At 62.1% G+C, this 23,310-nt stretch carries 12 protein-coding genes and 1 riboswitch; of the genes, 6 read left to right on the top strand and 6 right to left on the bottom strand.

Annotated features, from left to right (window positions below; translation table 11 throughout):
* The first annotated feature begins 166 nt into the window (after positions 1-166).
* Together JFN93_RS03225 and JFN93_RS03220 are read left to right on the top strand one after the other, a co-directional pair.
* Positions 167-3,328, top strand: coding sequence for a DUF4082 domain-containing protein (locus tag JFN93_RS03225; protein WP_199382548.1), 3,162 nt, complete (start codon positions 167-169; stop codon positions 3,326-3,328).
* 240 nt (positions 3,329-3,568) lie between these two features.
* Positions 3,569-3,904 (top strand): YtxH domain-containing protein, encoded by a 336-nt coding sequence (locus JFN93_RS03220; protein ID WP_199382547.1) that lies wholly within the window; start codon positions 3,569-3,571, stop codon positions 3,902-3,904.
* A gap of 289 nt (positions 3,905-4,193) precedes the next feature.
* Here JFN93_RS03220 and JFN93_RS03215 read toward each other — a convergent pair whose 3' ends face one another.
* The gene (locus tag JFN93_RS03215; RefSeq protein ID WP_199382546.1) at positions 4,194-6,506 is read right to left on the bottom strand and encodes a type IA DNA topoisomerase; all 2,313 of its coding nucleotides are present in this window, start codon (positions 6,504-6,506) and stop codon (positions 4,194-4,196) included.
* Positions 6,507-6,759: 253 nt separating this feature from the next.
* Here JFN93_RS03215 and JFN93_RS03210 point away from each other — a divergent pair, with 253 nt between their 5' ends.
* The 4 genes from JFN93_RS03210 to JFN93_RS03195 all read left to right on the top strand — a co-directional run bounded on the left by JFN93_RS03210 (position 6,760) and on the right by JFN93_RS03195 (position 16,051).
* Positions 6,760-7,311, top strand: a complete 552-nt coding sequence (locus JFN93_RS03210) for a hypothetical protein (RefSeq protein WP_199382545.1) — start codon at positions 6,760-6,762, stop codon at positions 7,309-7,311.
* A 68-nt stretch (positions 7,312-7,379) separates the two neighbouring features.
* Positions 7,380-8,033 (top strand): PEP-CTERM sorting domain-containing protein, encoded by a 654-nt coding sequence (locus tag JFN93_RS03205; RefSeq protein WP_199382544.1) that lies wholly within the window; start codon positions 7,380-7,382, stop codon positions 8,031-8,033.
* 101 nt (positions 8,034-8,134) lie between these two features.
* Positions 8,135-13,720 carry an SdrD B-like domain-containing protein gene (locus tag JFN93_RS03200; protein WP_199382543.1) on the top strand — a complete coding sequence of 1,862 codons (5,586 nt, stop codon included), beginning with the start codon at positions 8,135-8,137 and terminating at the stop codon, positions 13,718-13,720.
* A gap of 393 nt (positions 13,721-14,113) precedes the next feature.
* Positions 14,114-14,198: riboswitch (cyclic di-GMP riboswitch) on the top strand.
* Positions 14,199-14,275: 77 nt separating this feature from the next.
* Positions 14,276-16,051: a S8 family serine peptidase gene (locus tag JFN93_RS03195; protein ID WP_199382542.1), complete on the top strand. Its 1,776-nt coding sequence runs from the start codon at positions 14,276-14,278 to the stop codon at positions 16,049-16,051.
* A gap of 309 nt (positions 16,052-16,360) precedes the next feature.
* Here the strand turns inward: JFN93_RS03195 and JFN93_RS25440 are convergent, their stop codons facing one another.
* The 5 genes from JFN93_RS25440 to JFN93_RS03170 all read right to left on the bottom strand — a co-directional run bounded on the left by JFN93_RS25440 (position 16,361) and on the right by JFN93_RS03170 (position 23,231).
* Positions 16,361-17,050 carry a PEP-CTERM sorting domain-containing protein gene (locus JFN93_RS25440; protein ID WP_236021506.1) on the bottom strand — a complete coding sequence of 230 codons (690 nt, stop codon included), beginning with the start codon at positions 17,048-17,050 and terminating at the stop codon, positions 16,361-16,363.
* 397 nt (positions 17,051-17,447) lie between these two features.
* The gene (gene prsR, locus JFN93_RS03185) at positions 17,448-18,818 is read right to left on the bottom strand and encodes a PEP-CTERM-box response regulator transcription factor (RefSeq protein WP_199382541.1); all 1,371 of its coding nucleotides are present in this window, start codon (positions 18,816-18,818) and stop codon (positions 17,448-17,450) included.
* Positions 18,819-18,828: 10 nt separating this feature from the next.
* The gene (prsK, locus tag JFN93_RS03180; RefSeq protein WP_199382540.1) at positions 18,829-20,892 is read right to left on the bottom strand and encodes an XrtA/PEP-CTERM system histidine kinase PrsK; all 2,064 of its coding nucleotides are present in this window, start codon (positions 20,890-20,892) and stop codon (positions 18,829-18,831) included.
* Between the two features lie 13 nt (positions 20,893-20,905).
* Entirely contained in the window at positions 20,906-21,943 is a 1,038-nt protein-coding gene (locus JFN93_RS03175; protein WP_199382539.1) for an SDR family oxidoreductase, read from the bottom strand.
* A 1-nt stretch (position 21,944) separates the two neighbouring features.
* Positions 21,945-23,231 carry a nucleotide sugar dehydrogenase gene (locus JFN93_RS03170; protein WP_199382538.1) on the bottom strand — a complete coding sequence of 429 codons (1,287 nt, stop codon included), beginning with the start codon at positions 23,229-23,231 and terminating at the stop codon, positions 21,945-21,947.
* Between the last annotated feature and the right edge of the window lie 79 nt (positions 23,232-23,310).

Here is a 23,310-nt window from a genome sequence, read left to right as displayed (position 1 = left end):
ATCTGAAGTCTCGCAAGCAGCCGCCTTCCGGCCCCGGACGTCACGCCAGGGGAAAGGTGTCCGCGAAGGTGGCGATCCCAACGGAGGTGAATTTCAGGAAGTTCCACGTTTCACGGCGTGGCGCACCCATCAGCGCCGAACCACCATTGCTTTCAGGAGAGTAGCCATGAGAAGAGCGAGTTTAACGACGGCAGTAGCTGTTATCATCTGGGCGGCACTCATCGTGGTAACCAAAGCCTCCGAGGCCGCAACGTACAGCCTCTGGTCGGCCAGCACGGTACCAACGATGACCGACTCAGGTCCGGACAGCGCAGTCGAACTGGGCATAAAATTCAAGTCCGACACGGCCGGAACCATTACCGCCATCCGCTTTTACAAGGCAAAAAACAACACCGGAACCCATGTCGGGAACGTCTGGAACGCTTCCGGCACCCGACTGGCCACCGCAACGTTCTCCGGCGAGACCGCATCCGGTTGGCAGCAGGTCAATCTTTCCACTGCGGTAAGCATCGCCGCCAATACCTATTACGTCGTCTCCTACCACACCAACAGCGGCCACTACAGCGATGACATCGGCTACTTCTCGGGAAAAGGGGTCGACGCAGCTCCCCTCCACGCCCCGGCGGACGGTGTTTCCGGCTACAACGGGGTCTACGCCTACGGCTCCTCCAGCAAGTTCCCCAATCAGGGGTGGCAAAGCTCGAACTACTGGGTCGATCTGGTGTTCACCCCGGCTACTGCGGACACGACGGCCCCCACCGTAACCGCCTTCAGCGTCCCGACGACCTCCTCGTCGCTTACCGTCCCCATCTCCACCTTTACCGCAACCGACAACCTAGCGGTTACCGGCTACCTGGTCACCGAGAGCGCCACGGCTCCATCGGCAACCGCCACCGGATGGAGCGCCGCGGCACCGGCCTCCTATACCTTCTCGACCGCGGGAACAAAAACCCTTTACGCCTGGGCCAAGGACGCCGCCGGCAACGTCTCCACCAGCCGCAGCGCCTCGGTAACCGTGACGATTGCCGATACCACGGCACCAACCATTACCGCATTTTCCGTGCCCTCAACGGCTACGACCCTGACCGTTGCCGTCACCACCTTTACCGCCACCGACAACGTCGCGGTCACCGGCTATCTGGTAACGGAAAGTGCCACCAAGCCATCGGCTACCGCCACCGGGTGGTCCTCCGCCGCCCCGGGCTCCTATACCTTCACGACGACCGGCAGCAAGACTCTCTATGCCTGGGCGAAGGATGCCGCCGGCAACGTCTCCGCCAGCCGCAGCGCGACGGTCACCGTGACCGCCGACACCACCGCACCGAACGTCACGGCATTTACCATCCCATCAACCTCGACCAGCCTGACCGTTGCCATCACCGCCTTTACCGCCACCGACAATGTCGCGGTCACCGGCTATCTGGTCACCGAAAGTTCCACCAAGCCCTCAGCGACCGCCAGCGGGTGGTCTTCCAGCGCCCCGGGATCCTATGCCTTCACCTCGGCCGGCAGCAAGACGCTTTACGCCTGGGCCAAGGATGCCGCCGGCAACGTCTCCACCAGCCGCAGCGACACCGTCACCATCACGATCGCCTCGACCGTTCCGGAGCCGTCCGGATGGCTGGCCGGTGACCCCCACGTACACCGCAGTTGCGGCGGCAGCCCGGAATCAGTATCCAGTCTGTATCTGGGCATGGGCGCGCAAAACCTGGCCTTCATCTCCCTGCTCGCCGACATGGGAAACGGAGAGGTCCAGAACCCGGTAACCGACCTCCCGTTGGTGAACGGGCAGGATGATCCGGTCTCCACCCCGGGGCGGACCGTCCACTGGGATGCGGAATGGCACTGGGACGCCACCTACACGCAGTACCCGCACCAGGCACTGGGAGGCCACATCCTGGCGCTCGGCCTCTCGGACGCGTACCAGATCTGGCAGGAATACACTTACCCGATCATCGCCTGGGCACACCAGCAGGGCGGCATCGCCGGGTATGCGCACCTGCAGAATCTGGATGGCTCCATCCCGCAAACCCTTAACTGCTGCGGTCCCATCGAGTATCCCGTAGAAGTCGCCCTGGGGACCGCCGACTTCATCGAAGAAGATGTGGTCAATATCAACTATCCCTTGCCGGACCGGTATCCCGAAGCGGCGATCCAGGCCTATTACCGTTTGCTCAACTGCGGCTTCCGCCCCGGTTTCGCAGCGGGGACCGACCATCCTTGCGACCAGCCGGGCGCTGATCTCGGGTCACTGCTCACGTACGTGCAGACCGGCCAGAACACCGATTACCGCAGTTGGATCAACGGGATCGCCCAAGGGAGAACCGTGATCTCCCGCAACGGCCATAATGAGTTTCTGGACCTCAAGGTGAACAGCACCGCCACCCCGGGCGATGAAATCGCCCTCCCCTCGGCCGGTACCGTCCCGGTAACGGTCACCTGGAGCGCAATCACCGGCCTATCCGGCACCATCGAGCTGGTGCAAAATGGGGTCGTTGTGGCATCCAAGGACGCCTCGGTTGCAAAAGGCACTGCGGCCACCCTCACTGCCAGCGTTGATTTCACCCAAAGCGGCTGGCTCGCCGCCCGGCGGATGAGCTCGGCTGGCCACGTACTCCATACCGGTGCGGTATTCGTCATCGTCGGCGGAGCTCCGATCCGGGTCAGTGCCGACGACGCCAACTACTACGTCCAGTGGATGGACAACCTGCTGCAAAAGACCTCTCCGGGCGGAGCTTGGGCCGGATATTTCGTCAATGACCTCGCCGCGGCGCAGGCTCGCTACCAGGCGGCCAAGGCGGTCTTCCAGCAAATCGCGGCCGAGGCCGGCAGCGGAGGCGGAGGCAGCCAGCAGAACCAGACGATCTTCACCAGCCAAGTCCCAACCCTCTACGAAAACGACGACACCTATGAACTGGGGACCCGTTTCTTTACTGACACGCCGGGACAGATCACCCAGGTGCGTATCTACACTAACGGGATCGAGGGGGGCACCCACACGGTCCGGATCTGGCGCAGAAGCGACGCTACCGTGGTAGCGGGGCCTTTTACCTGGGACGTCACCGCAGGAACGGCAGGATGGACCAGCTTCACCCTCCCCACTCGGGTATCTATTGCGGCGAATACCGACTACATCGTGGCGGTCTCGAACAGCTCGGACCACTACTATGCCGAGCAGACCAACGGCTTTGCCGCGGCAATCGTGAATGGAAACCTCCACACCTACGTAGGAAGCGGCCTTTACGCGACGACCTCCGGCGCGATGCCGTCGGCGTCCTGGCAGAACACCAACTACTTCCGGGACATCATCTTCGTTCCCAACAACTGATCGCGGCCTAGCGGCCGGCGCTCCGGCGGGCGTGGCGACGACGCCCTTACCTGCCACAACGGTCACGAGGAGAATGCTCCGGTCATGCACTCCCCCCAGCAACAGAGGGGGGTAGTGCATGACCGGCAAAAAGGTAAGGTGTTATAATTAATTCAGAGAATCGACCGGTTCCAGGTGCCACGGCAGGCGGGGCTTACGCCAGCAGATCTCCAGGCGGTCGATCGCAAAGGGAGGTAAGTCATGGGATACCTTAAAAAGAAAAACAAAGGGCTCCTCTATTCGTTTCTGGCCGGAACGGCGGTAGGAACGGGGATTACGCTGCTGACGGCACCGAAATCGGGACGGGAGCTGCGCGGGCAGATTTCCGACATGGCCGATGATTCCTTCACCAAGGTGAAAGATTATGCCAGCGATGCCCAGAACAAACTCAGCGAAACCTATGAAAGCGGCAAAAGAGCCCTCAGCGAGAAACGGATGGCGATGACATCGGCCATGCGTCGGGGCAAAGAAGCAATTAGCGAAGAAAGGGAAAGACAGCGGTCCGAATTCGGACATGAAGAAGGGACCCCGATGTAACGGCAACGGGCACTCCTCGGGGAGTGCGGAGTAAAGATTCTGCCGTGCCTGCTGAGACGGGCAACCAACAGGTTGAACAGCAACAAGAAAGGCGCCTCCGGTTCACGGATGGCGCCTTTTTCATTGCTGCACATCGAGGGCATGGGAACCGATCCACCCGACTTCACCTCCTCGGTGGCAGGCAAGGACCGGGTAACGACTTGGTGGCAAAAGCCCAGCACCGACCGCAGCCCGCTTGCACTCGGCGATGATCAGGGCGAAAACTACCAGCAGTCTACACCGAGGCCGCTCAAGACGCGCTGTTTCCGGAGTGGGGGTCATCCTTGAAGATGAGCCGGATGGTCCAGCCGTACTTCGGGTCCTGCTCCAGGATGCCACGGGCATGGAACTTCTTGCCGTCGTGCTTTGCGGAGACGAGATCCTTCAGGCTAACCGGTCCGCCCCGCAAAAGATCAGCCGCCAAGGGTGCGGTGATCTCCTTTTTCCAGCGCGAAAGCCGGTCCTTCCAGAGCATGAAGCCGCAGCGCGCAGCGCAGCCGAATCCCTTATCCGATTCGACCACCGTGCTGCCGCAGGCCGGACAGGAGCCGATCCCGGTGCCGCCTTCCGTCGCGGTGGAGGCGGCCGGCGTAGTGCGAGCAGGACCGCCGCCCGGTCTAGCCGCACCCGCGGCTCCTGCTTTACGCACGGCTTTTCGCCGGGCTCCCCCGGCCGCCCCTTCGGTACCTTTTCTCCCAGCCGCCCCTTCGCCACCTTTTCCCTCGGCGGCCCCTGTTCCGGCTGCCTTCCTGCGAGAGGGTGGCTTTTCGCCCACCGCCTGCTTGATCCACGCCGAAAGCTCTTTGCCGCTCTTCAAGACCGTCTCCGGAATGGCTTCCCCGCGCTGTTGCGCCAGCTTTGCGGCGAAAGCCAACTGGCGCTGCGTCGGAGCACCGGCCGCCCCGCGCGGTACCGGAGCGGCATATTCCATCTTGCCGTGCACCCCCTTGCAGAAGCGCTGCCAGGTCTCCTTCTTCTCCACCACCAGGTCGAGAAACCCTTCCATCCGGCGGGTCAATTCGTAGTCGATCACCCAAGGGTGCTTTTCCCTCAAGTAATCAACCAGGCTTTCCCCCGGGGGAAGCGGCACCACCTTCCCCTTTTCCTCCCGGACGTAGCCGCGCTCCGAAATGTTGCGGGTTATGGCGGCGTAGGTGGAGGGGCGGCCGATCTCCAACCGCTCCAGCTCTTTTACCAGCGTTCCGAAGGTGAAGCGGCCGGGAGGCTTGGTCTTCTTCTCGTCCAGGAGCTCCCTTTCCTTGCGGACCCGTTCCCCCACGGCCACCGGCGGGAGGAGCTGGACCGGTTCCTCTTCACCCTTGCGCTCCTTTTCCTCCTCCGCCTCCTGGTAGACCTTCAGGAACCCGTCGAAGGTGAGTACCCGCCCGTTGGCCCGGAATTTTTCGCCGACCACGTCAAACAGAAGCGCCGTCGCGTCGTAGCGAGCGGCAGCCATCTGGCTGGCTACCGCCCGGCGGAAAATGAGCTCGTAGAGGCGGGCGTGTTCCGGACCGAGCCCTTCCCCACCGATCAGGGACCCGATCTCGTTGCCGTGGTGCAGGTGGGTGGGACGGATGCCTTCGTGAGCGTCCGCCTGCGTGTTCTTCGAGCTGTACCGGTGCGGCTTTTCCGGAAGGTAGGCCGCGCCCAGCGCGGCGGTTAAGAACCTGCGGAGTTCCTCGATGAATTCGTCGGACATACGGACCGAGTCGGTGCGGTGATAGGTGATGAGACCGTGGTCGAACAGTCCCTGCGCCAGCCGCATGGTTTGCTCGGGAGTCATCTTGAGCCGCGCTGCGGCGGCCGCCTGAAGGTCCACGGTGGTAAAGGGGGGCTTGGGAAACTGCCGCACCTCCTTCAGTTCGACCTTTTCGGCCAGGGCATGGCTCTCCTTGGCAACCAGGGCGGCAAGGGCCGCGGCTTCACTCTGGTCTTCGAACTTCCCCCGCAGATGCCGTGCGGTAAAGCGGGTCCCGTCCTTCTCCAGTTCGATGGCGAGCACCCAATAGGGGGTCGCAACGAAGCGGCGAATTTCCCGCTCCCGATCGACCACCAGGCGCACCGCCGGCGACTGCACCCGTCCGACGCTGTAGGAACCTCCCAGCGCGCGGCTCGCCAGGGGGGAAAGCAGGTAACCGACCAGCCGGTCCCCGATTCGGCGCCCGAGGTAGGCATCATAGAGCCCGTGGTTGGTAGTTTCGAAGGGAACCGCCTTCGCCAGGGAATCCCGCAACCCCCGCTCGGTCACCTCGAAGATCTCCAGCCGCAGGCAGGATGCCGCAACCTCCCGAACCTCCTCGAAGATGTGGGTGCTGATCGCGTAACCCTCCCGGTCCGGGTCACCGGCAAGAAATACCTGCTCCCCGCGAGCCGCCTGGCGCAGTTCGCCGGGGAGCTTTTCTTTTTTCGGGAGGTACACGAAAGTCGGTTCGTAACTGGCGAGATCGACTCCGAGGACCGTCTCGGGGAGGTCTTTGAAGTGCCCGACGGTGGAGATGGTGCGTGTCTTGAGTAAGGCGGCGATCTTCTTGGCCTTGGTTGGGGATTCCACGATGATGAGCATGGGTCATTCTCCGTGATTTGACGTAGCCCGCACTGTAAAAGTTTCCATAACGGCTGTCGATACTCCTTACACATTTCCCACCTGCTCAACGATAAAAGCGATGGCAACTATTGCAATCTCGGCATTCCCCTTCATGGCACCATCCTTGCTCAAACGATGTCACTAACCTACGCCCAAAGACGCTCCGCTTACGCATCTTCGGCGAACCAGCCGAAACAACTGGTACGATAGCCGCACCCTGGAGGTACTCAACATGTCCCGATTCATCCGTCAGGCACGCATACTGGTTCGTGCATTGGCAGTCGTGATGGCTCTCGTGGCGGTCAATTCAGCCGGCAATGCCGATGCCGCGCCCCTGGACCTGAGCCTGCAGACGACACCGAACCTGGTCGCCGATTTCATTGACGTGAACTACGTTGCCGCCAGCAAGTCGTTTACCGCCCAGGGGTACGCCGAACAGATCACCAACGGTTCCACGGCTCCCGCCACCATCGTCAACGGCACCTTCACCATCACCGCGACCATCGACAACGACGGCAACGTGACCTCGGGAACCCTGACCATCAACGGCGAGGTCCCTTCACTGAGCGTGGCACCGGGGCTCCTGCTCAACGGCACCCTCCAAGCCCACGGTTTGGGCGAGGCAGGCGGGCCCATCGAATTCCAGTTCGCCACCACTGATGGGGCGCTGGCATCCCAGTTCGGCCCGGTCCTGAAGGTCATACTCACCTTCTCCGGTTACCAGGGGAGTATGCTGCAGGACTTCACCAGCAATTCCATCGCCGTTGCCGGCATCGGCTGGTAGGCCAGCAATAGATCTTTCATAGCTATCGATACGTAATCAATCAGATCGAAAAAGAGGGAGGAATTATCATGACACTGAACCATACCCGCCGTTGCCTCAGGATGCTCCTGCTTTTCATCGCCCTTTTGGCGGCAACTTTTGCGGCCGTCCCGGCCGGCGCGACGCAGATCAATGTCCCGTACACCTACTTCCCCGACCTCAACAGCGCCTTCATCGGAGTCGGCTACGACTACGGCAGCAGCACCTTCACCGCCAACGGGTACGTCAACACCTATCAGAAGAGCAGCGACAGCAGCTCGCTTACCGACGCCTATTTCCTCTCCAGCTTCAGCCTTACCGCCGCCATCTCACACAGCGGCGTCTTTTCCTCGGGCAGTCTCGATATCGAAAACATCAACGACCCGTCCACGCCGCTTCTTACCGGCAACCTGATCGCCCTCGGCTATGACAAGAACGATCCCGTGATGCAGTTTCTTTTCAACAACGTCGGCGGATCGCTCAAAGACGATTTCGGCTCCCAGGTACTCGTGATTCTCGGCAACAGCGGCTTCGATCTCGCCACCGATGGTTTCGGCGCCAGTTTCAACAATTACGAGTTCAGCGATGCCGTCTCCGACACCCACCCGGCACCGGTTCCCGAACCGGGTACCGTGACCCTGCTGCTCTTCGGCGGCGCCGGCCTGTTCCTCGCCCGGCTGCGCAAAAGCACCCGTAGAGGCTGAGTCCGGCGCTGCACCGCATGCGCACCACGCTGTCCGGGGTCGCTCACCCAGAATGGCGGAATCGTGCCCTGGATGTGCCGGGCAACCAGAGGGAAACTACCATGGCATTGAAATTCAATTCGCTCGCGCTTCTTTTCGCGGCAACCATAGTAACGGCATTTACGGGAACCGCGTTTGCTGCTTTGTTGGGCGTGCAGCCTGGATATCCGCAGATCAGCTACAACATCGGCAGCGTCACTCCGGCAACCACCTACAGTTACGACGGCACTACCGGGGTACTCACCGTCACCGCGGCCCCGCTCTCCTACCGTGCCTCGTCGACCGCGACGCCGGTTCTGGTCAACGGCACCAAAAGTCTCAGCATCACCGTCCACCTGGACGCTACGGGGAAGCTCATCCCCAATGTGGCGGGAGACAACATCACGGTCATCGGGACCGTCGTGGCCGGGGGACAAACCTACACCGGCACGCTCCTCACCGGCAAGCCCACGGCCTTCGGCTTTTTCAACAGCACCACCACGACCGACACCTTTGACTTCCGTTTCTCCACCACCGATGGGACCCTGAAATCCGCCTTCACCGGTAAGGACATCGGGGTCACCCTGACCAGCGAGAGCTCCACGTTCAACGGCTCCTTCGCGGCCGGGTTCCAGGGAAACGCCAAGGGGACCATCGGGACCCTTGCCGGGCCGTACATGTCTTTAGCAGAAACCTGTACCGATGCAACCGGATCGGGGCCGATCGCCTTCTCCGCCGTCTTGACCAACACCGGCAGCGAGGCTCTGACCAGCATTACCTGCACCAGCACGCCGGAGAGCGCCATTTCGGGCACCCCGGGAACCCTCGACGTCGGGGCCTCGGCAACCATCACCGGCAGCTACACCCCGACCGGGACCCCTTCCTCCAGCGCGGTCAACTGCTCGGCAACCGGCAACGGCAGCCAGGTATCCATCACGGCGACCAGCCAGGCTACCTGCAACGTCATCGCCACCCCGGCAATCAGCGTCACGGCTTACTGCGGCGATGCCCCGGCCCCGGGGCAGCCCATCACCCTGACCGGCCTGGTCGCCAATAGCGGCAACGAACTCCTCACCGACGTAACCTGCACCGACAGCAAGGGCACGGTGATCGCCGGGGTGCCGGCAACCCTGGCCCCGGGCGCCACCGCCTCGATCAGCGCAAGCTACGTCCCGACCGGGAGCAATTCCACCGACATCGTCACTTGCTCCGCGAAGGGGGGGATGGACAACCTCGTCGTCAGCGCCAACGCTTCGACCACCTGCAGCATCAAGACGGCCCCCGCCTTCACGGTGACGGAATCCTGCAGCAACGCGCCGGCTCCGGGACAGCCGATCACCTTGACCGGCACCATCACCAACACCGGCAACGAAACCCTCACCGGCTTCAGCTGCACGGACAGCAAAGGCGCCGCCATCACCGGTGTGCCGGCCACCCTCGCTCCGGGCAGCGCCGCCTCGATCAGCGGCAGCTACGTCCCGACCGGGAGCAACTCCGGTGACACCATCAGCTGCAGCGCTACCGGCGCCATCAACAGCGTCACCGTCTCGGCAAACGCCAACGCCACCTGCGGCATCGTTACCAAGCCCGCCTTCACGGTGAGCGAGTCGTGCAGCAACGCCCCCGCACCGGGACAGCCGATCACCCTGACCGGCGTCATTGCCAACACCGGCAACGAAACCTTGAACGGCTTCAGTTGCACCGACAGCAAAGGGGCGGTCCTTGCCGGCATCCCGGCCACCCTCGCCCCGGGAGCTTCCGCCCCGATCACCGGGAGCTACGTCCCGACCGGGAGCAACTCCAGCGATACCATCACCTGCAGTGCCACCGGAGCCATCAACAGCGCTTCCGTCTCGGCCAACTCCAGCGCCACCTGCGGCATCGATACCAAGCCCGCCTTCACGGTGAGCGAGTCGTGCAGCAACGCCCCCGCGCCGGGACAGCCGATCACCCTGACCGGCGTCATTGCCAACACCGGCAACGAAACCTTGAGCGGCTTCAGCTGCAGCGACAGCAAGGGAGCGGTCCTTGCCGGCATCCCGGCGACCCTCGCCCCGGGGGCCTCCGCCCCGATCACCGGGAGCTACGTCCCGACCGGGAGCAACTCCAGCGATACCATCACCTGCAGTGCCACCGGCGGCATCAACAGCGCTTCGGTCTCGGCCAACTCCAGCGCCACCTGCGGCATCGATACCAAGCCCGTCTTCACGGTGAGCGAGTCGTGCAGCAACGCTGCCGCACCGGGACAGGCGATCACTCTGACCGGCGTGATCACCAACACCGGCAACGAACCGCTCTCCGGCTTGAGCTGCACCGACAGCAAAGGGGCGGTCTTCGCCGGTGTTCCGGCCACCCTGGCCCCGGGGGCCAGCGCCCCGATCACCGGGAGCTACATCCCGACCGGCAGCAACTCCAGCGATACCGTCACCTGCAGCGCCACCGGCGCCATCAACAGCGCTTCGGTCTCGGCAAATTCCAGTGCCACCTGCGGGATCGACACCAAGGTGACCTGGACCATCAACGACAGCTGCGCCAACGCCGGCGCACCGGGACTGCCGATCGGCATCAGCGCGGTGATCAGCAACACCGGCAACGACACCATCACCGGGATCGTCTGCAGTGACAGCAAAGGAGGTAGCCTGACCAACGTGCCGACCTCCCTGGCACCGGGTGCCAGCGCCACCATGACCGGCGGCTACGTCACGTCCCTCAGCCCCTCCACCGACATGGTAACCTGCTCTGGCTACGGGATCACCAACGCGACCGCGGTGACCGGCACCTCGAGCGCCACCTGCCAGGTACTGACCGCCCCGTCGCTGACGCTGACCGAATCCTGCAGCAACGCTTCGGCCCCCGGACAGCCGATCGGCATCAGCGGCCTGCTCACCAACACCGGCAACGAATCGCTTGCCGGCTTTAACTGCACCGACAGCCAGGGCGCGGTTCTGACCGGGGTGCCGACGACCCTGGCACCGGGTGCCAGCGCCACCTTGACCGGGAGCTACGTTCCGACGTCGGGAACCTCGACCGACACCATCAGCTGCACCGCATCCGGCTCCCTCAGTGCCAGTGCCGTCTCGGCCAATTCCAACGCGACCTGCGGCGTCAACGCCCAGGCCTGCGTCAGCATCAAGAAGCAGGTCAGCACCACCTGCACCGTCACCGGCTCCAAGGACAAGCACTGCAAGACCGACGAAACCAAGGACGACTACTGCAAGCGCAGCGACTGCGATCAAAGCTACTGCGCCAATACCTACCAGACCAAGCTCAGCTACTGTCATGAGGTCACCCTGAAGCAGTCCCACTGCGGCAGTTCCGAATCGAAGGGGACCCATTGCTCCAAGTCCGACTGCGACCACGGCTATTGCAACAGCGACGACAACAAGGACGACTACTGCAAGATCCCGGCGGCACCGACCTGCGTCCCGGTCTGGCTGGATGCGGACACCGAGGAAACCGGCGCCACGATGGGGATCACCACCAAGACCACCGACAGCGGTGACGACTTCCTCTCCAAGCTCGCCAACGGCACCCTTTCCCAGGGAGGGATCCTCGATCTCCTCAAGAAGCTGAAGCTCGGCATCTCCCACGACGACTCCGACGAGGCGTACATCCAGGACGTCGACAAGGACGATGACGACAATGACGACACCTATGACGCCGGGGAGTACTACCAAGGCCACGTCCGCCAGTCCCCGCTGGCCTACCGGTTCCTGGTAACCAACTGCGGCCAGACCGACCTCACCGGCGTGACGGTGACCGACCCGACGGTAGGGGTGACCGGTTACTCAGTGGGGAACCTTGCCGCCGGCGCATCGGTCACCCTGACCGCCGACCAGATTCCCCAGCTGGCCCTGCCTACCAAGTACTGCACCCAGTCTTTCGTCAACACCGCCACGGTCATCGGGCAGGATGTACTGGGTAACAAGGTTTCCGACAGCGACGACGCCTGGGTGGTCTGCAATACCAAGACCTGCACCTTCACCCAGGGGTACTGGAAAAACCACCCCGGCAACTGGCCGGTAAGCACCCTCAAGCTGGGAAGCGTCTCCTATTCCCAGACCCAGCTCCTGGCCATTTTTAACACGCCGGTGTCGGGTAACGGAGTGATCGCCCTTGCCCACCAGCTGATCGCGGCCAAGCTGAACGTCGCCAACGGCACCATGGTACCCACGACGATCCAACAGGCGATCACCAGCGCCGATGCCATGATCGGCGCCCTCGTGGTCCCGCCGGTCGGCTCCGGCTCGCTGGACACCGCCACGACGAGTACCCTCACCGGCACTCTCGACGCCTACAACAGCGGCACGTTGCCGGGGGGACCGACCCACTGCGGCGACACCACGCCGCCCCAGCAGTGCACCGGGGTCATCGGCGACTTCGTATGGAACGACGTCAACAAAAACGGCGCCCAAAACGGCGGCGAAGCAGGAATCGCCAAGGTGAAGGTCACCCTGAGCAACGGGAAGAGCGCCTACACCGACGCGACCGGACACTACCAGTTCACCGGTCTTTGCCAGGGAAGCTACACGGTCAAGGTAAGCCCTCCCTGCGGCTGGAGCGCAACCACCCCGACCTCGGTGACGGTGAACCTCACCTCCGACAGCGCGAGCAACCTGTCGGCCGATTTCGGACTCGCCAAGCCGAGTATCGCCTGCACCGGCAAGATCGGTGACTACATCTGGAACGATACCAACATGAACGGCGTCCAGGACAGCACCGAGTCGGGGCTGGCCGGGATCACAGTCCTGCTCAGCAACGGCGACCAGACCTCCACCGACGCCACGGGCCATTACCAGTTCACCGGCCTTTGCGCCGGCGACTACACCATCACCGTCGCCACTCCCGCCGGCTACACCGCGTCCCCGACCGGCCAGGGAGGCAACACCGCGAAGGACAGCAAGGGGAGCCCGGCCAAGGTGACCCTCACCGCGAGTTCCAGTTCGGTACAGAACATCGACTTCGGGTTCTACAAGACCCCGGCGCCCACCTGCACCGGCGTGATCGGGAACTACGTCTGGAACGATCTCAACAAGAACGGGATCCAGGAATGCAAGGAGCCGGGGCTGGCGGGAGTGACGGTGAAGCTCAGTAACGGCATGAGCTCCATCACCGATGCCGATGGTCACTACCAGTTCTCGGGCCTCTGTGCCGGGACCTACACGGTGACGGTGCTGACCCCGGCCGGGTTCACCCCGTCCCCCACCCTTCAGGGGAACAGCCGGGCCGCCGACAGCAATCCGACCCCGTCGACGGTGACGCTCGCGGACAACCGGGCTTCGGACCTGACCGTCGACTTCGGTTTCTACAAGCTCCCGACCCCGACCTGCGGCAAGGGGTGTTCGCTGGGATACTGGAAAACCCACACCGCCAACTGGCCCAGCGCAAGCCATACCACGGACAACTTCGACAGCGTTTTCGGGACCAATGCCTTCACCCCGGACATCACCCTGCTCCAGGCCCTCAACCTTGGGGGGGGCGGAGTGGAGAACCTGGCCCGGCAGGCCGCAGCGGCTCTTTTGAACGCGGAAGACGGCCGGATCTCCGGGTTTCCGCTCACCGTGGCACAGATCAAGGCAGCGGTAGTGAACGCCGTCGTCACCGGAAACTACGACGCCCTGGCCACCCAGCTGGACGGCTACAACAACCTCGGCTGCCCGTTGAACTAGGGACCACCGGGGGCGCCCACGGCGGCCCCGCGATGAACAAAGCCCCGTAACCGGCACTAACCACGCCAGCTACGGGGCTTTTTTTAAAAAGTGGTATGGATGCAAAACCAGCCGCGCTCTTTTTCCGCAACTCAAAAATACATTCGCCCGCTGCGCAAAGTATGAACTTGTTCAGATCCGGCACAAGACGGCGGAAGAAGCCCAGCAAGCGGCTTCAAGGGGCTTGAGATGTTCAAATCCTGCAACAGAGTCCCTCCGGCCCCGGCAGCCGCGTTCCTCCGAATTAACATTTACTTTTAGTAACTTGCCCAAGTCGGCACCATAGTAGCGTTGTTGGCATCGAATTTGAATAAAAAGGGTGTCACCATGTGACGTGCTCTAATTACAAGCTGTTTCCGATAAAGGTAAACCTCGGGAGACCGGGGGACACAAAGCCACGGGTCCTACCCAGAGATGGAAGGACAGCCGGGTTGCCGAAGAAACAGGGACCACCTCCCTCTGATTCTCCGGTGCCCTGTTTTTATTGGCCGGAAACAAGATTTCGGAGGTGGACCCGTGACCTTTTCAACCCGCAAACCAAACCTCGCATCCCTCGCCGCAGCAACCTTCACCCTCATTGCCATCGGCCTCGGCGCAAACGCAGCCTCCGCAGCGCCCCCCTCGGCCAAAGCAGATTACCTCGAGGACGAGCTCCTGGTTCAGTTCGTGGGCGGCGTCTCCCAGGCGGATGCCGAAAATGTCGTTCGCGGCCATGGAGCCACGGTGGTGGAAGACATCAACGCCATCCACGTGAAGAGAATCAAGGTTCCTCCCCAGGCTTTGGCACAGATTAAGAGCGCACTTGCGAAGAACACGCACGTGAAATTCGTGGAAGAAAACTTCCTGGCCAGCGGCGGCGGCGTTCCCAACGACCTTTCCTACCCTTCTCAGTGGCACCTGCCGAAGATCTCCGCTCCCACCGGTTGGGATATCACTACCGGCTCGGCCTCGGTCCCGATCGCTATCGTAGATTCGGGGGTCGATCCGACCCATCCCGACCTTTCCAGCAGGCTCATCACCGGGTACAACTTCCTGAACAGCACTACCGACACCCACGACGTCCTGGGGCACGGAACGGCGGTCGCCGGAACCGCGGCCGCAACCGGTAACAACGGGATCGGCGTCGCAGGTGTGGCCTGGCAGAACCCGATCATGCCCATCGTCGTGCTCGACGCCAACGACAGCGCCAGTTACAGCAACATCGCCAACGGCATCACGTTCGCAGTAGATCATGGAGTCAGAATCATCAACGTCAGCATCGGCGGCTCCAGCGCCTCCTCCACGCTGCAAAACGCGGTAAATTATGCCTGGAACAAGGGGGCACTCGTCTTCGTGAGTGCCATGAACAACAGCACCTCCACCCCCTACTACCCTGCTGCCTGCACCAATGCAATCGCCGTCTCCTCGACCGACCAGAACGATAATCTCTCCAGCTTTTCCAATTATGGTTCCTGGATCACCCTTTCCGCCCCGGGTTCGTACATTTACACCACCAACAACGGCGGTGGCTACGGTGCTTGGCAGGGAACCTCGTTTTCATCCCCGCTGGCCGCGGGTGCAGCGGCCCTGGCCCTTTCGGTCAATCCAGCCCTCAGCAATCAGGACGTGAAGGCGCTTTTGATCCAGAACGCCGATGACCTCGGGACCCCCGGCTTTGACCAGTCCTTCGGCTACGGAAGGATCAACCTAGCGAAAACCTTATCGGCAGCCCAGACCTACGTTCCGCATACCGATACCAATGCACCGACCGTCTCCTTCGGCTCACCCTTGACCGGGGCGTCCCTGTCCGGTTCGGCCACGGTGACTGTTTCGGCCACTGACGACGTCGGGGTCACCAAGGTGGAGCTCTACAGCGACGGCAACCTCGTGGGAACCGACACCTCAAGTCCGTACACCTATCTCATCGATACCACCCAGCTGACCAACGGGAGCCACACCCTGGAAGCGATGGGATATGACGCTGCCGGAAATATCGGCACCAGTACCATCACGGTAAACGTCAGCAACGGGCAGGATTTGGCGGCGCCTACGGCTTGGTTTACCTCCCCCGGCAATGGATCATCCCTCTCCGGACTCAAGTCGACCGTGGTTAAATCCAGCAGCAGCGACAACGTGGGCGTGACCCGAATGGAGCTTTACATCGACGGTGTCCTCAAGAGCACTTCCACCTCCAATGCCTTGAACTATAACTGGAACCTGCAGAAAGTTGCCACCGGCCCGCATACCCTCCAGATAATCGCCTACGATGCCGCAGGTAACCAGGGAAGCACCTCGATCGCGGTAAACCGTTAGCAACCGCAGTCCGGCCGCAAGGGCCGGTCAGCCACAACCTGAACACATAAGCAGAAAGGGGAGCTTTGAGCTCCCCTTTCTGGTTTCAGCGTTGGTGAAAATTTTTCCGACACCCGCGGCAGAGGGCGCCAATCCCGAACCTGCCAGCGGCATCGAGCCACCGCACCCGAAAGGAAAATCCCCGGACATTACCGTGCCACCGGTAGGAGTTTCGGGATAGCTTCTGAGATGCGCCATGCGCCCTTCCGGGTGCAAAGCAAAGAGGGGGAGCACGTCGTGCTCCCCCTCTTTGCTGCTTATTGCTCTGTTTTACTTTCTCGTCCGGCGGTACAAGGCGAGTCCAGCCATGCCAGCACCGAGCAGTAGTGCCGTACCCGGCTCGGGAACTACCGGGGTCCCACCGCCGCCACCGCTGCCATTGTCTTCACCGGGGATGACCCAGGTTGAACTACCGGTAAGGTTGGTAATCCCCTGGATGTGTGCCTCCGAAAGATAGGCCTTGTCGATCGGGTCACTGTACGCGTTGAAGCTGTCGGCGGTGAGCCCGTTCACCCCATACAGGAAGACCGAGGCGATATCGCCACCGTCGAAACGCTTCGATTGGGAAGCCGATGAGCAGAAGATGAAGTCCATGTCAAACAGAGCCCCTGTACCGCCATGAACGATATCGCTGCCGGCAGCAAAGCTTTTCAACTGGGTTCCGGTCAGGGTGTCGACATGCTGCAATCCGGCCAGGGTACTCAGTTTCGAGTTGAAATCCCATTCCGTCACGAAATCGGAGGACCCGGTGAGCCCTGGTGCTCGTAACACCATGAGTACGCCGTTGGTATTAACGCCATTCACCTTTTGGGTCACATCCGAAAAGGTGGCGGTCAACCAAGGTAGCGTCCCGTCCGGTATCGCCCCTGAGATAACCGTATTGTAATCGAGGCTAAGTGCATGGGCTGAGGTGGCGCCCATAAGGAGGGCTCCCAGGATCAAGCTTTTTATCGTTTTCATCGCCACTCCTTATCAACAAAAAATGCATCGGGTACCCACGACCAGCAAGGAAGGTGCCAAGCACGCAACTACGTGTAATCACGAGAAAGAGATTATGGGTAAAATAATGAATGTCGAAAATCCTGACAGTTAATGCAAACTCCAATCCGCCAATAGCCTTGAATTTTAGGGTTTTAAGTTCGTTTGCCGGCGGGAAGGATCTCAGACATGTCGAAAATTCTTACAGACACCAAGATCCACCCACAGGTCAGAACACCACAACCTACCCGTTTTGATAGGAAAAGGGGAGCAGAACTGCTCCCCTTTTCAGGATACCTATCGTACCGTCCAAATCGTTGTGCTTAATGCATCGGGCAAAAAAGAAGAGCCGCTGCGGCCTCCCTTTACCTTGGTTGCACTACCCGTTCGGGTTAATGGAAAGCTTCTTCATCAGGTCGTAGAGCGTCGGACGGCTCACGCCCAACTCCTCGGCCGCCTTCAGGATGTTCCCCGATTGCCGCTCGATGGCGGCCTTGATCATCTCCCGCTCCACATTCTCGCGCGCCTCGCGCAGCGAGAGCTTCAGCTTTTGCGGTTCGGGCGCCTCGGCCGGCAGCGCGTCACAGCCCAGATCCAGCGGCCCGATGGTCGTCCCCTCGCACATGATCACCGCCCGTTGCACCCGATTGCGCAGTTCCCGGACGTTGCCGGGCCAGGGATGCTTCTTGAGGAAGTTCAGACCGGCCGGAGAGAACCGGACGTTTTTCTTGTTGTTCTCCCGGGCGTAGTGCCGGATGAAATTGTCGGCAATGTGCAGGACGTCGTCCCCGCGCTCCCGAAGCGGTGGCAGCTTGATGTTGATCACACCGATCCGGTAGTAGAGATCCTCCCGGAACCTCCCCTCCTGGATCGCCTTGGGGATGTCGACGTTGGTGGCGCAGGTGGTACGGGCATCGATGGAAATCACATCCCGCCCGCCGACCCGCTGGACGGTCCCCTCCTGCAGGAAACGGAGGAGCTTCACCTGCAGATTGACCGGCAACTCGCCGATCTCGTCCAGGAAAAGGGTCCCCTTGTGGGCGAGGGATAGTTTACCGGAGACGGCGGCATGGGCGCCGGTAAAGGCACCCCGCTCATGGCCGAACAGCTCAGATTCCAGGAGGTTCTCCGGGATCGCACCGCAGTTGATCGGCACGAACGGCCCCTTGCGCCGCAGACTCGCCTGGTGGACCGCACCGGCCACGAGTTCCTTCCCGGTGCCGCTTTCCCCGGTGATCAAAACCGGCGCGTTGGATGCGGCCACCTTCCGGATGGTGGCGAAAACCTCGCGCATTTCCGGGGAGTTCCCGATCATCCCCCAGGTCTCTTCCGGCGCCTCCCCCTCCTGCTGCAGGCTCCGGTTCTGCCGGTCGATCTCGGCCAGGTGGAAGGCCCGCGAGATGATCACTTTCAGTTCGCTCAGGACCGGAGGCTTTGCATAGAAGTCGCAGGCTCCCATGCGCAGGGCGCGCAGGGCGTTTTCCCGCTCGTTGTTGCCGGTGAGCATGATCACCTTGGTCAGCGGCTCGATCTCGAGCATCTGTTCCAGAAGCTGGAATCCCACCTCGGAGGTTTCGACCTGCGGGGGAAGGCCGAGGTCGAGCACCACCACCGACGGCTTCTCGTTGCGGAAAAGATGGATCGCCTCATCGGCGTCGCCGGCAAGATGGAGGGTGAAATCCTGCCCCAGCCCCCATTTGAGCTGCTGCCGGATGTCCTGGTCGTCGTCTACTATGAGCAGTCTGTTCACGAAAATCCTCCTAGGCTACTGCCGCAAGCCCAGCGGCGCCGGGCTCGGGCGGGGGAAACCAGATGGTGAAGTCGGACCCCTTCCCTTCCACGCTTTTCACCTCGATCCGGCCACCGTGCGCCTCGACAATCTGGCGGCACTGGTACAGTCCGATCCCGAGACCTTTTTTCTTGGTGGTCTGAAACGGCATGAAGAGCTGGGTGCGCAAAAAAGCGGGAGACATGCCGCACCCGTGGTCGGAGACCCGGATGAAGGGGGCCTTCTGGAACCCGACTTCAACTTGCACATCACGTGCCCCCTGGGAAGCCTCGATGCCGTTAATGATCAGGTTCAGCACCACTTTCTGGATCTCACCCTCGTCCACCGGAACGAACTGGGAGGTGCCGTTGACGGCGACCCCCTCCCCCATCACCTTGGCGCACTTGCGGCAGAGCTCCAGAAGGTCGACCGACTTGAGGGCGAAGAACTCGCTCTCGCCGAGGTTTCTGAGCCTGCCGATCAGGCGCTGCATCTTTTCCACGGTGTTTCCCAACGAGACCAGCAGGTCCTGCTGGAACTCGGGGTTGTGGATGTGCTGGCGGGCGTTCTCCACGATCAGGGAGACCGTCGCCAGCTGATTTTTCAGGTCGTGCACCACGAAGGTGGCGAGGTTTCCCACCGCCTCCAGGGATTTTGCCTGGGTCAGCTCCTGGGAGAGGTGCTGGTGCTGGATGGCGAGCGACGCCTGCCGGGCCATCGTCTTCATCAGGTCGAAATCCTCGTAACGGAACGATTCGTCCGGGGCCACCAGTTCCCCCAAGACGATGAATCCGATGAACGAGTCGGCGGCAAAAAGCGGGATCACGAAGGAGATCCGGTGCCGGTCGAGAAACTCCCCGCTTTCGGCCAGAATCGCGGGATTATCGTCCTGGCGGAAAAAGACCCAGCGCCGGTCCTTAAGGTAGGCGACCAGCAGGTTGTCCTCGGGCAGGATCTCGTGCACCGATTCCATCTCGCGAACCGACGTGGCGCAATACCAGCCACAGCCGGGCTGGTGCAGGAAGAGCCCTCCCCCCTTGACGCCGAAGGTGTCGCAGTAGGCCACGAGCACCTTTTTCATGAGGTCGTTTTCGCTGTCAAAGGTGGCGAGCCGCTCGGTGAGGCTCAGCCATTGAGCCCGGTAGTCGAACTTGCTCTGGTAGAAGTTCTTGTGCAGGTAAACCTTTACCTCCCGCATGACCCGGGGGGAAAGGAGCACCATCAAGAGCCCCATCCCGAGCAGGAAAGCAAGCGAGACGGTAACCACCCTCGGAAAGAGCGGCCCGAAGTGCCGCATCCCCTCGCCGAGTCCCCCGAGCAGGATGAGGTAAAGCGCGACCACGGCAAAGGTCACCGAACGGTACGCCACGGTACGCGAAACGGTGATACGGGCCCCTCCCCTCCAGTGGGTCCGGGAGTAGGTCATCATCCCCACCGCCACGACGAACATGACCGAGCGCAGCGGCACGTATTCCATGTTGATGGTGCGGTACAGCAGGGCGTGGCTGTAATAGAAGATCATCACCGCGAGCATGCTGCCCAAAGCGACGAGATCGAGCTTGACACGCCAGAGCGCCTCGGGCCCCGCGTAGGTCAGGGTGTGCTCGAGGTTGATCAGCGCGGCGACCAGGATCACCATGATCACCACGTAATAGATGAAGCCTACGTTGGAGAGAAACAGCAGCCGTTCCGCCGGAAAATCGGGGGCGTAATAGATGGCTCCCGCCGGAAAGAGCAGCGGCACCAGGCAAAGGAGCGAGGCCGCCCCGATGAACCCCTTGAGGCGCCAGCCGAGCCCGCCGGGAGCCTCGGCCCGGGCGTAGGTGAGGCTGCAGACCAGCCACAGGTGCGGGAGGACCCCCTCGACGACGCCGCTCAAATTCTTCCAGGGGACGGAAGGAACGACCCCGGTGAGGGCACAGAGGTCGAAGAGTTCGAGCAGCGCGGTCATGAACAGCGGCGCGGTAAGGTAGAGCCCCGTGTGGTTGCGTTTGCGCAGCACCGCCTGGACCGAGAAGGCCAAAAGCACGATGATGGAAATCAGCGTAACTACCAATGACGTTTCTCCGTTACTTCCCGCCCAGGGCGTTGATGTACCATTGCAGCGCCTGGTCCAGTCCCTGATCGATGGTATGCGTCGGCTGATAGCCGAGCAGCCGTGCCGCCTTGGAAATGTCCGCCTGGGAATGCAGGACGTCCCCCTTGCGGAAGTCGCCGTACTCGGGGCGGCGCCCCCGAAGGGCGGGGAAATGCGGCGTCAGCTTCCCGCACAGCAGGTCGTAGAGCTCATTGAGCGAGGTCCGGGCGTTCACCGCCACGTTGTACACCTGGTTCACCGCTGCCGGATCGGCCGTGGTTGCCGCCAGGAGATTCATCTGGACCACGTTTTGGACGTAACAGAAGTCCCGGCTGGTCTCGCCGGTCCCGTTGATGCGGACCGGCACGCCGGTGATCAGCGCCTTGATCCAGCGCGGAATGACCGCCGCATAGGCGCCGTCGGGATCCTGGCGCGGGCCGAAGACGTTGAAGTACCGCAGTCCCACGTTCTGCATCCCGTAGGCCGAGGCGAAGACCTCGGCGTAGAGTTCGTTCACGTACTTGGTCACCGCATAGGGGGAGAGCGGCTTGCCGATCCGGTCCTCCACCTTGGGCAGGCCGGGATGGTCGCCGTAGGTGGAGCTGCTCGCGGCGTAGACAAAACGCTTCACCCCGGCATCGCGGGCGGCAACCAGCAGGTTCAAAAAGCCGGTGACGTTGCTGTCGTTGCTGCGGATCGGGTCCTCCAGCGAACGGGGGACCGATCCGAGCGCAGCCTCGTGCAGCACGAAATCGGCACCGGAGCAGACCGTGCGGCAGGTCTCCAGGTTCCGGATGTCCCCCTCGACAAAGGCAAAGCGCGCCCAGCGCTCGGGGGTCACCGTCGCGGCAACCTCGGCCAGGTTTTCCGGTTTCCCGGTGGAGAAGTTGTCCAGCCCGACCACCCGCTGGTCCAGCTCGAGGAGCGCCTCAAGCAGGTTGGAGCCGATGAACCCGGCGACGCCGGTAACGAGCCAGGTGCGCGGCTCCCGGACCAGGTTCTCCTTGATTGCGTCGATATGACCGGCCATGTTACAGGTTCCAGACACGGATGCCGTGCCCCTGCAGCGCATCCCGGTCGTAAACGCCCTTCACGTCGACGAGAACCGGCCGTTCGGTCATCAACGCGGTCAATTCGCCCGGCGACATCCGGCGGTACTGCGCATGAGCCACCGCGGCGATCACCGCAACCGCCGGCTTCAGGTCCTTTTGCGGAACGAGGTCGATCCCGTACTCGTGGCGCGCCTCATTGGCATCGGCCAGCGGGTCGCAGACCTGAACCTCGATTCCGTAGTCCAAAAGCTCGTTGATGATGTCGATGACCTTGGAGTTGCGCAGATCCGGGCAGTCCTCCTTGAAGGTGAGCCCCAAGACGGTTACCCGGCAGCCGAGCACCTGATGCCCGGAATGGATGATCTCCTTTACCGCGCGCTGGGCGACGAATTTCCCCATGCCGTCGTTGATCCGCCTTCCGGCGAGGATCACCTGCGGGATGTAGCCGAGCTTCTCCGCCTTGTGGGTGAGGTAGTAGGGATCGACCCCGATGCAGTGTCCGCCGACGAGCCCGGGGGTGAATTTGAGGAAGTTCCACTTGGTGCCGGCCGCCGTGAGGACGGCGCTGGTGTCGATACCCATCCGGTCGAAAATGAGGGCAAGCTCGTTCATGAGCGCGATGTTGAGGTCACGCTGGGTGTTCTCGATGACCTTCGCCGCCTCGGCCACCTTGATGCTCGGCGCGCGATGCACCCCGGCGGTGACCACCGAGGAGTAGACGTCGGCGACGATCTCCAGGGTCTCATCGTCCTGGCCGGAGACGACCTTCTTGATCTTGGTGAAGGTGTGCTCCTTGTCGCCGGGGTTGATCCGTTCCGGGCTGTAGCCGACGGTGAAATCGACCCCGCCCTTGAGACCGGAGACCTTCTCCAGGATCGGGAGGCACTCCTCCTCGGTCACGCCGGGGTAAACGGTCGACTCGTAGACGACGATGTCCCCCTTTTTGAGCGCCTTGCCGACGGTTTCGGAGGCGCGGTACATGAGGGTGAGGTCCGGCTGGTTGGCGTCGTCGATCGGGGTGGGAACGGCGACGATATGGAAATCGGCGCGTTTGAGCTCATCGATGCTGTTGGTAAAGAGGATATCGGCGCTCAGCAGATCCTCGCGGGCGACCTCGCCGGTCCGGTCGTGGCCATCCTTGAGTTCCGCGATCCGGGTGGCGTTGATGTCAAAACCTACGGTGCGGCGCACCTTTCCAAAAGCAACCGCCACCGGCAGCCCGACATAGCCGAGTCCGATGACGGAGATAACGCGCTTTGAAACCATATCTTCCCTCCGTTAGTTAAGTTCCGGCCCTGCGAGAACCGGCAAACAGCTCATGAATCATGTCAAACGTATCGGCATC

It is taken from the genome of Geomesophilobacter sediminis (assembly GCF_016458275.1).
Lineage (GTDB): Bacteria > Desulfobacterota > Desulfuromonadia > Geobacterales > Geobacteraceae > Geomesophilobacter > Geomesophilobacter sediminis.
Note: the sequence above shows the minus strand (reverse complement) of the source record. Positions and strands in the feature narration are given on the sequence as shown.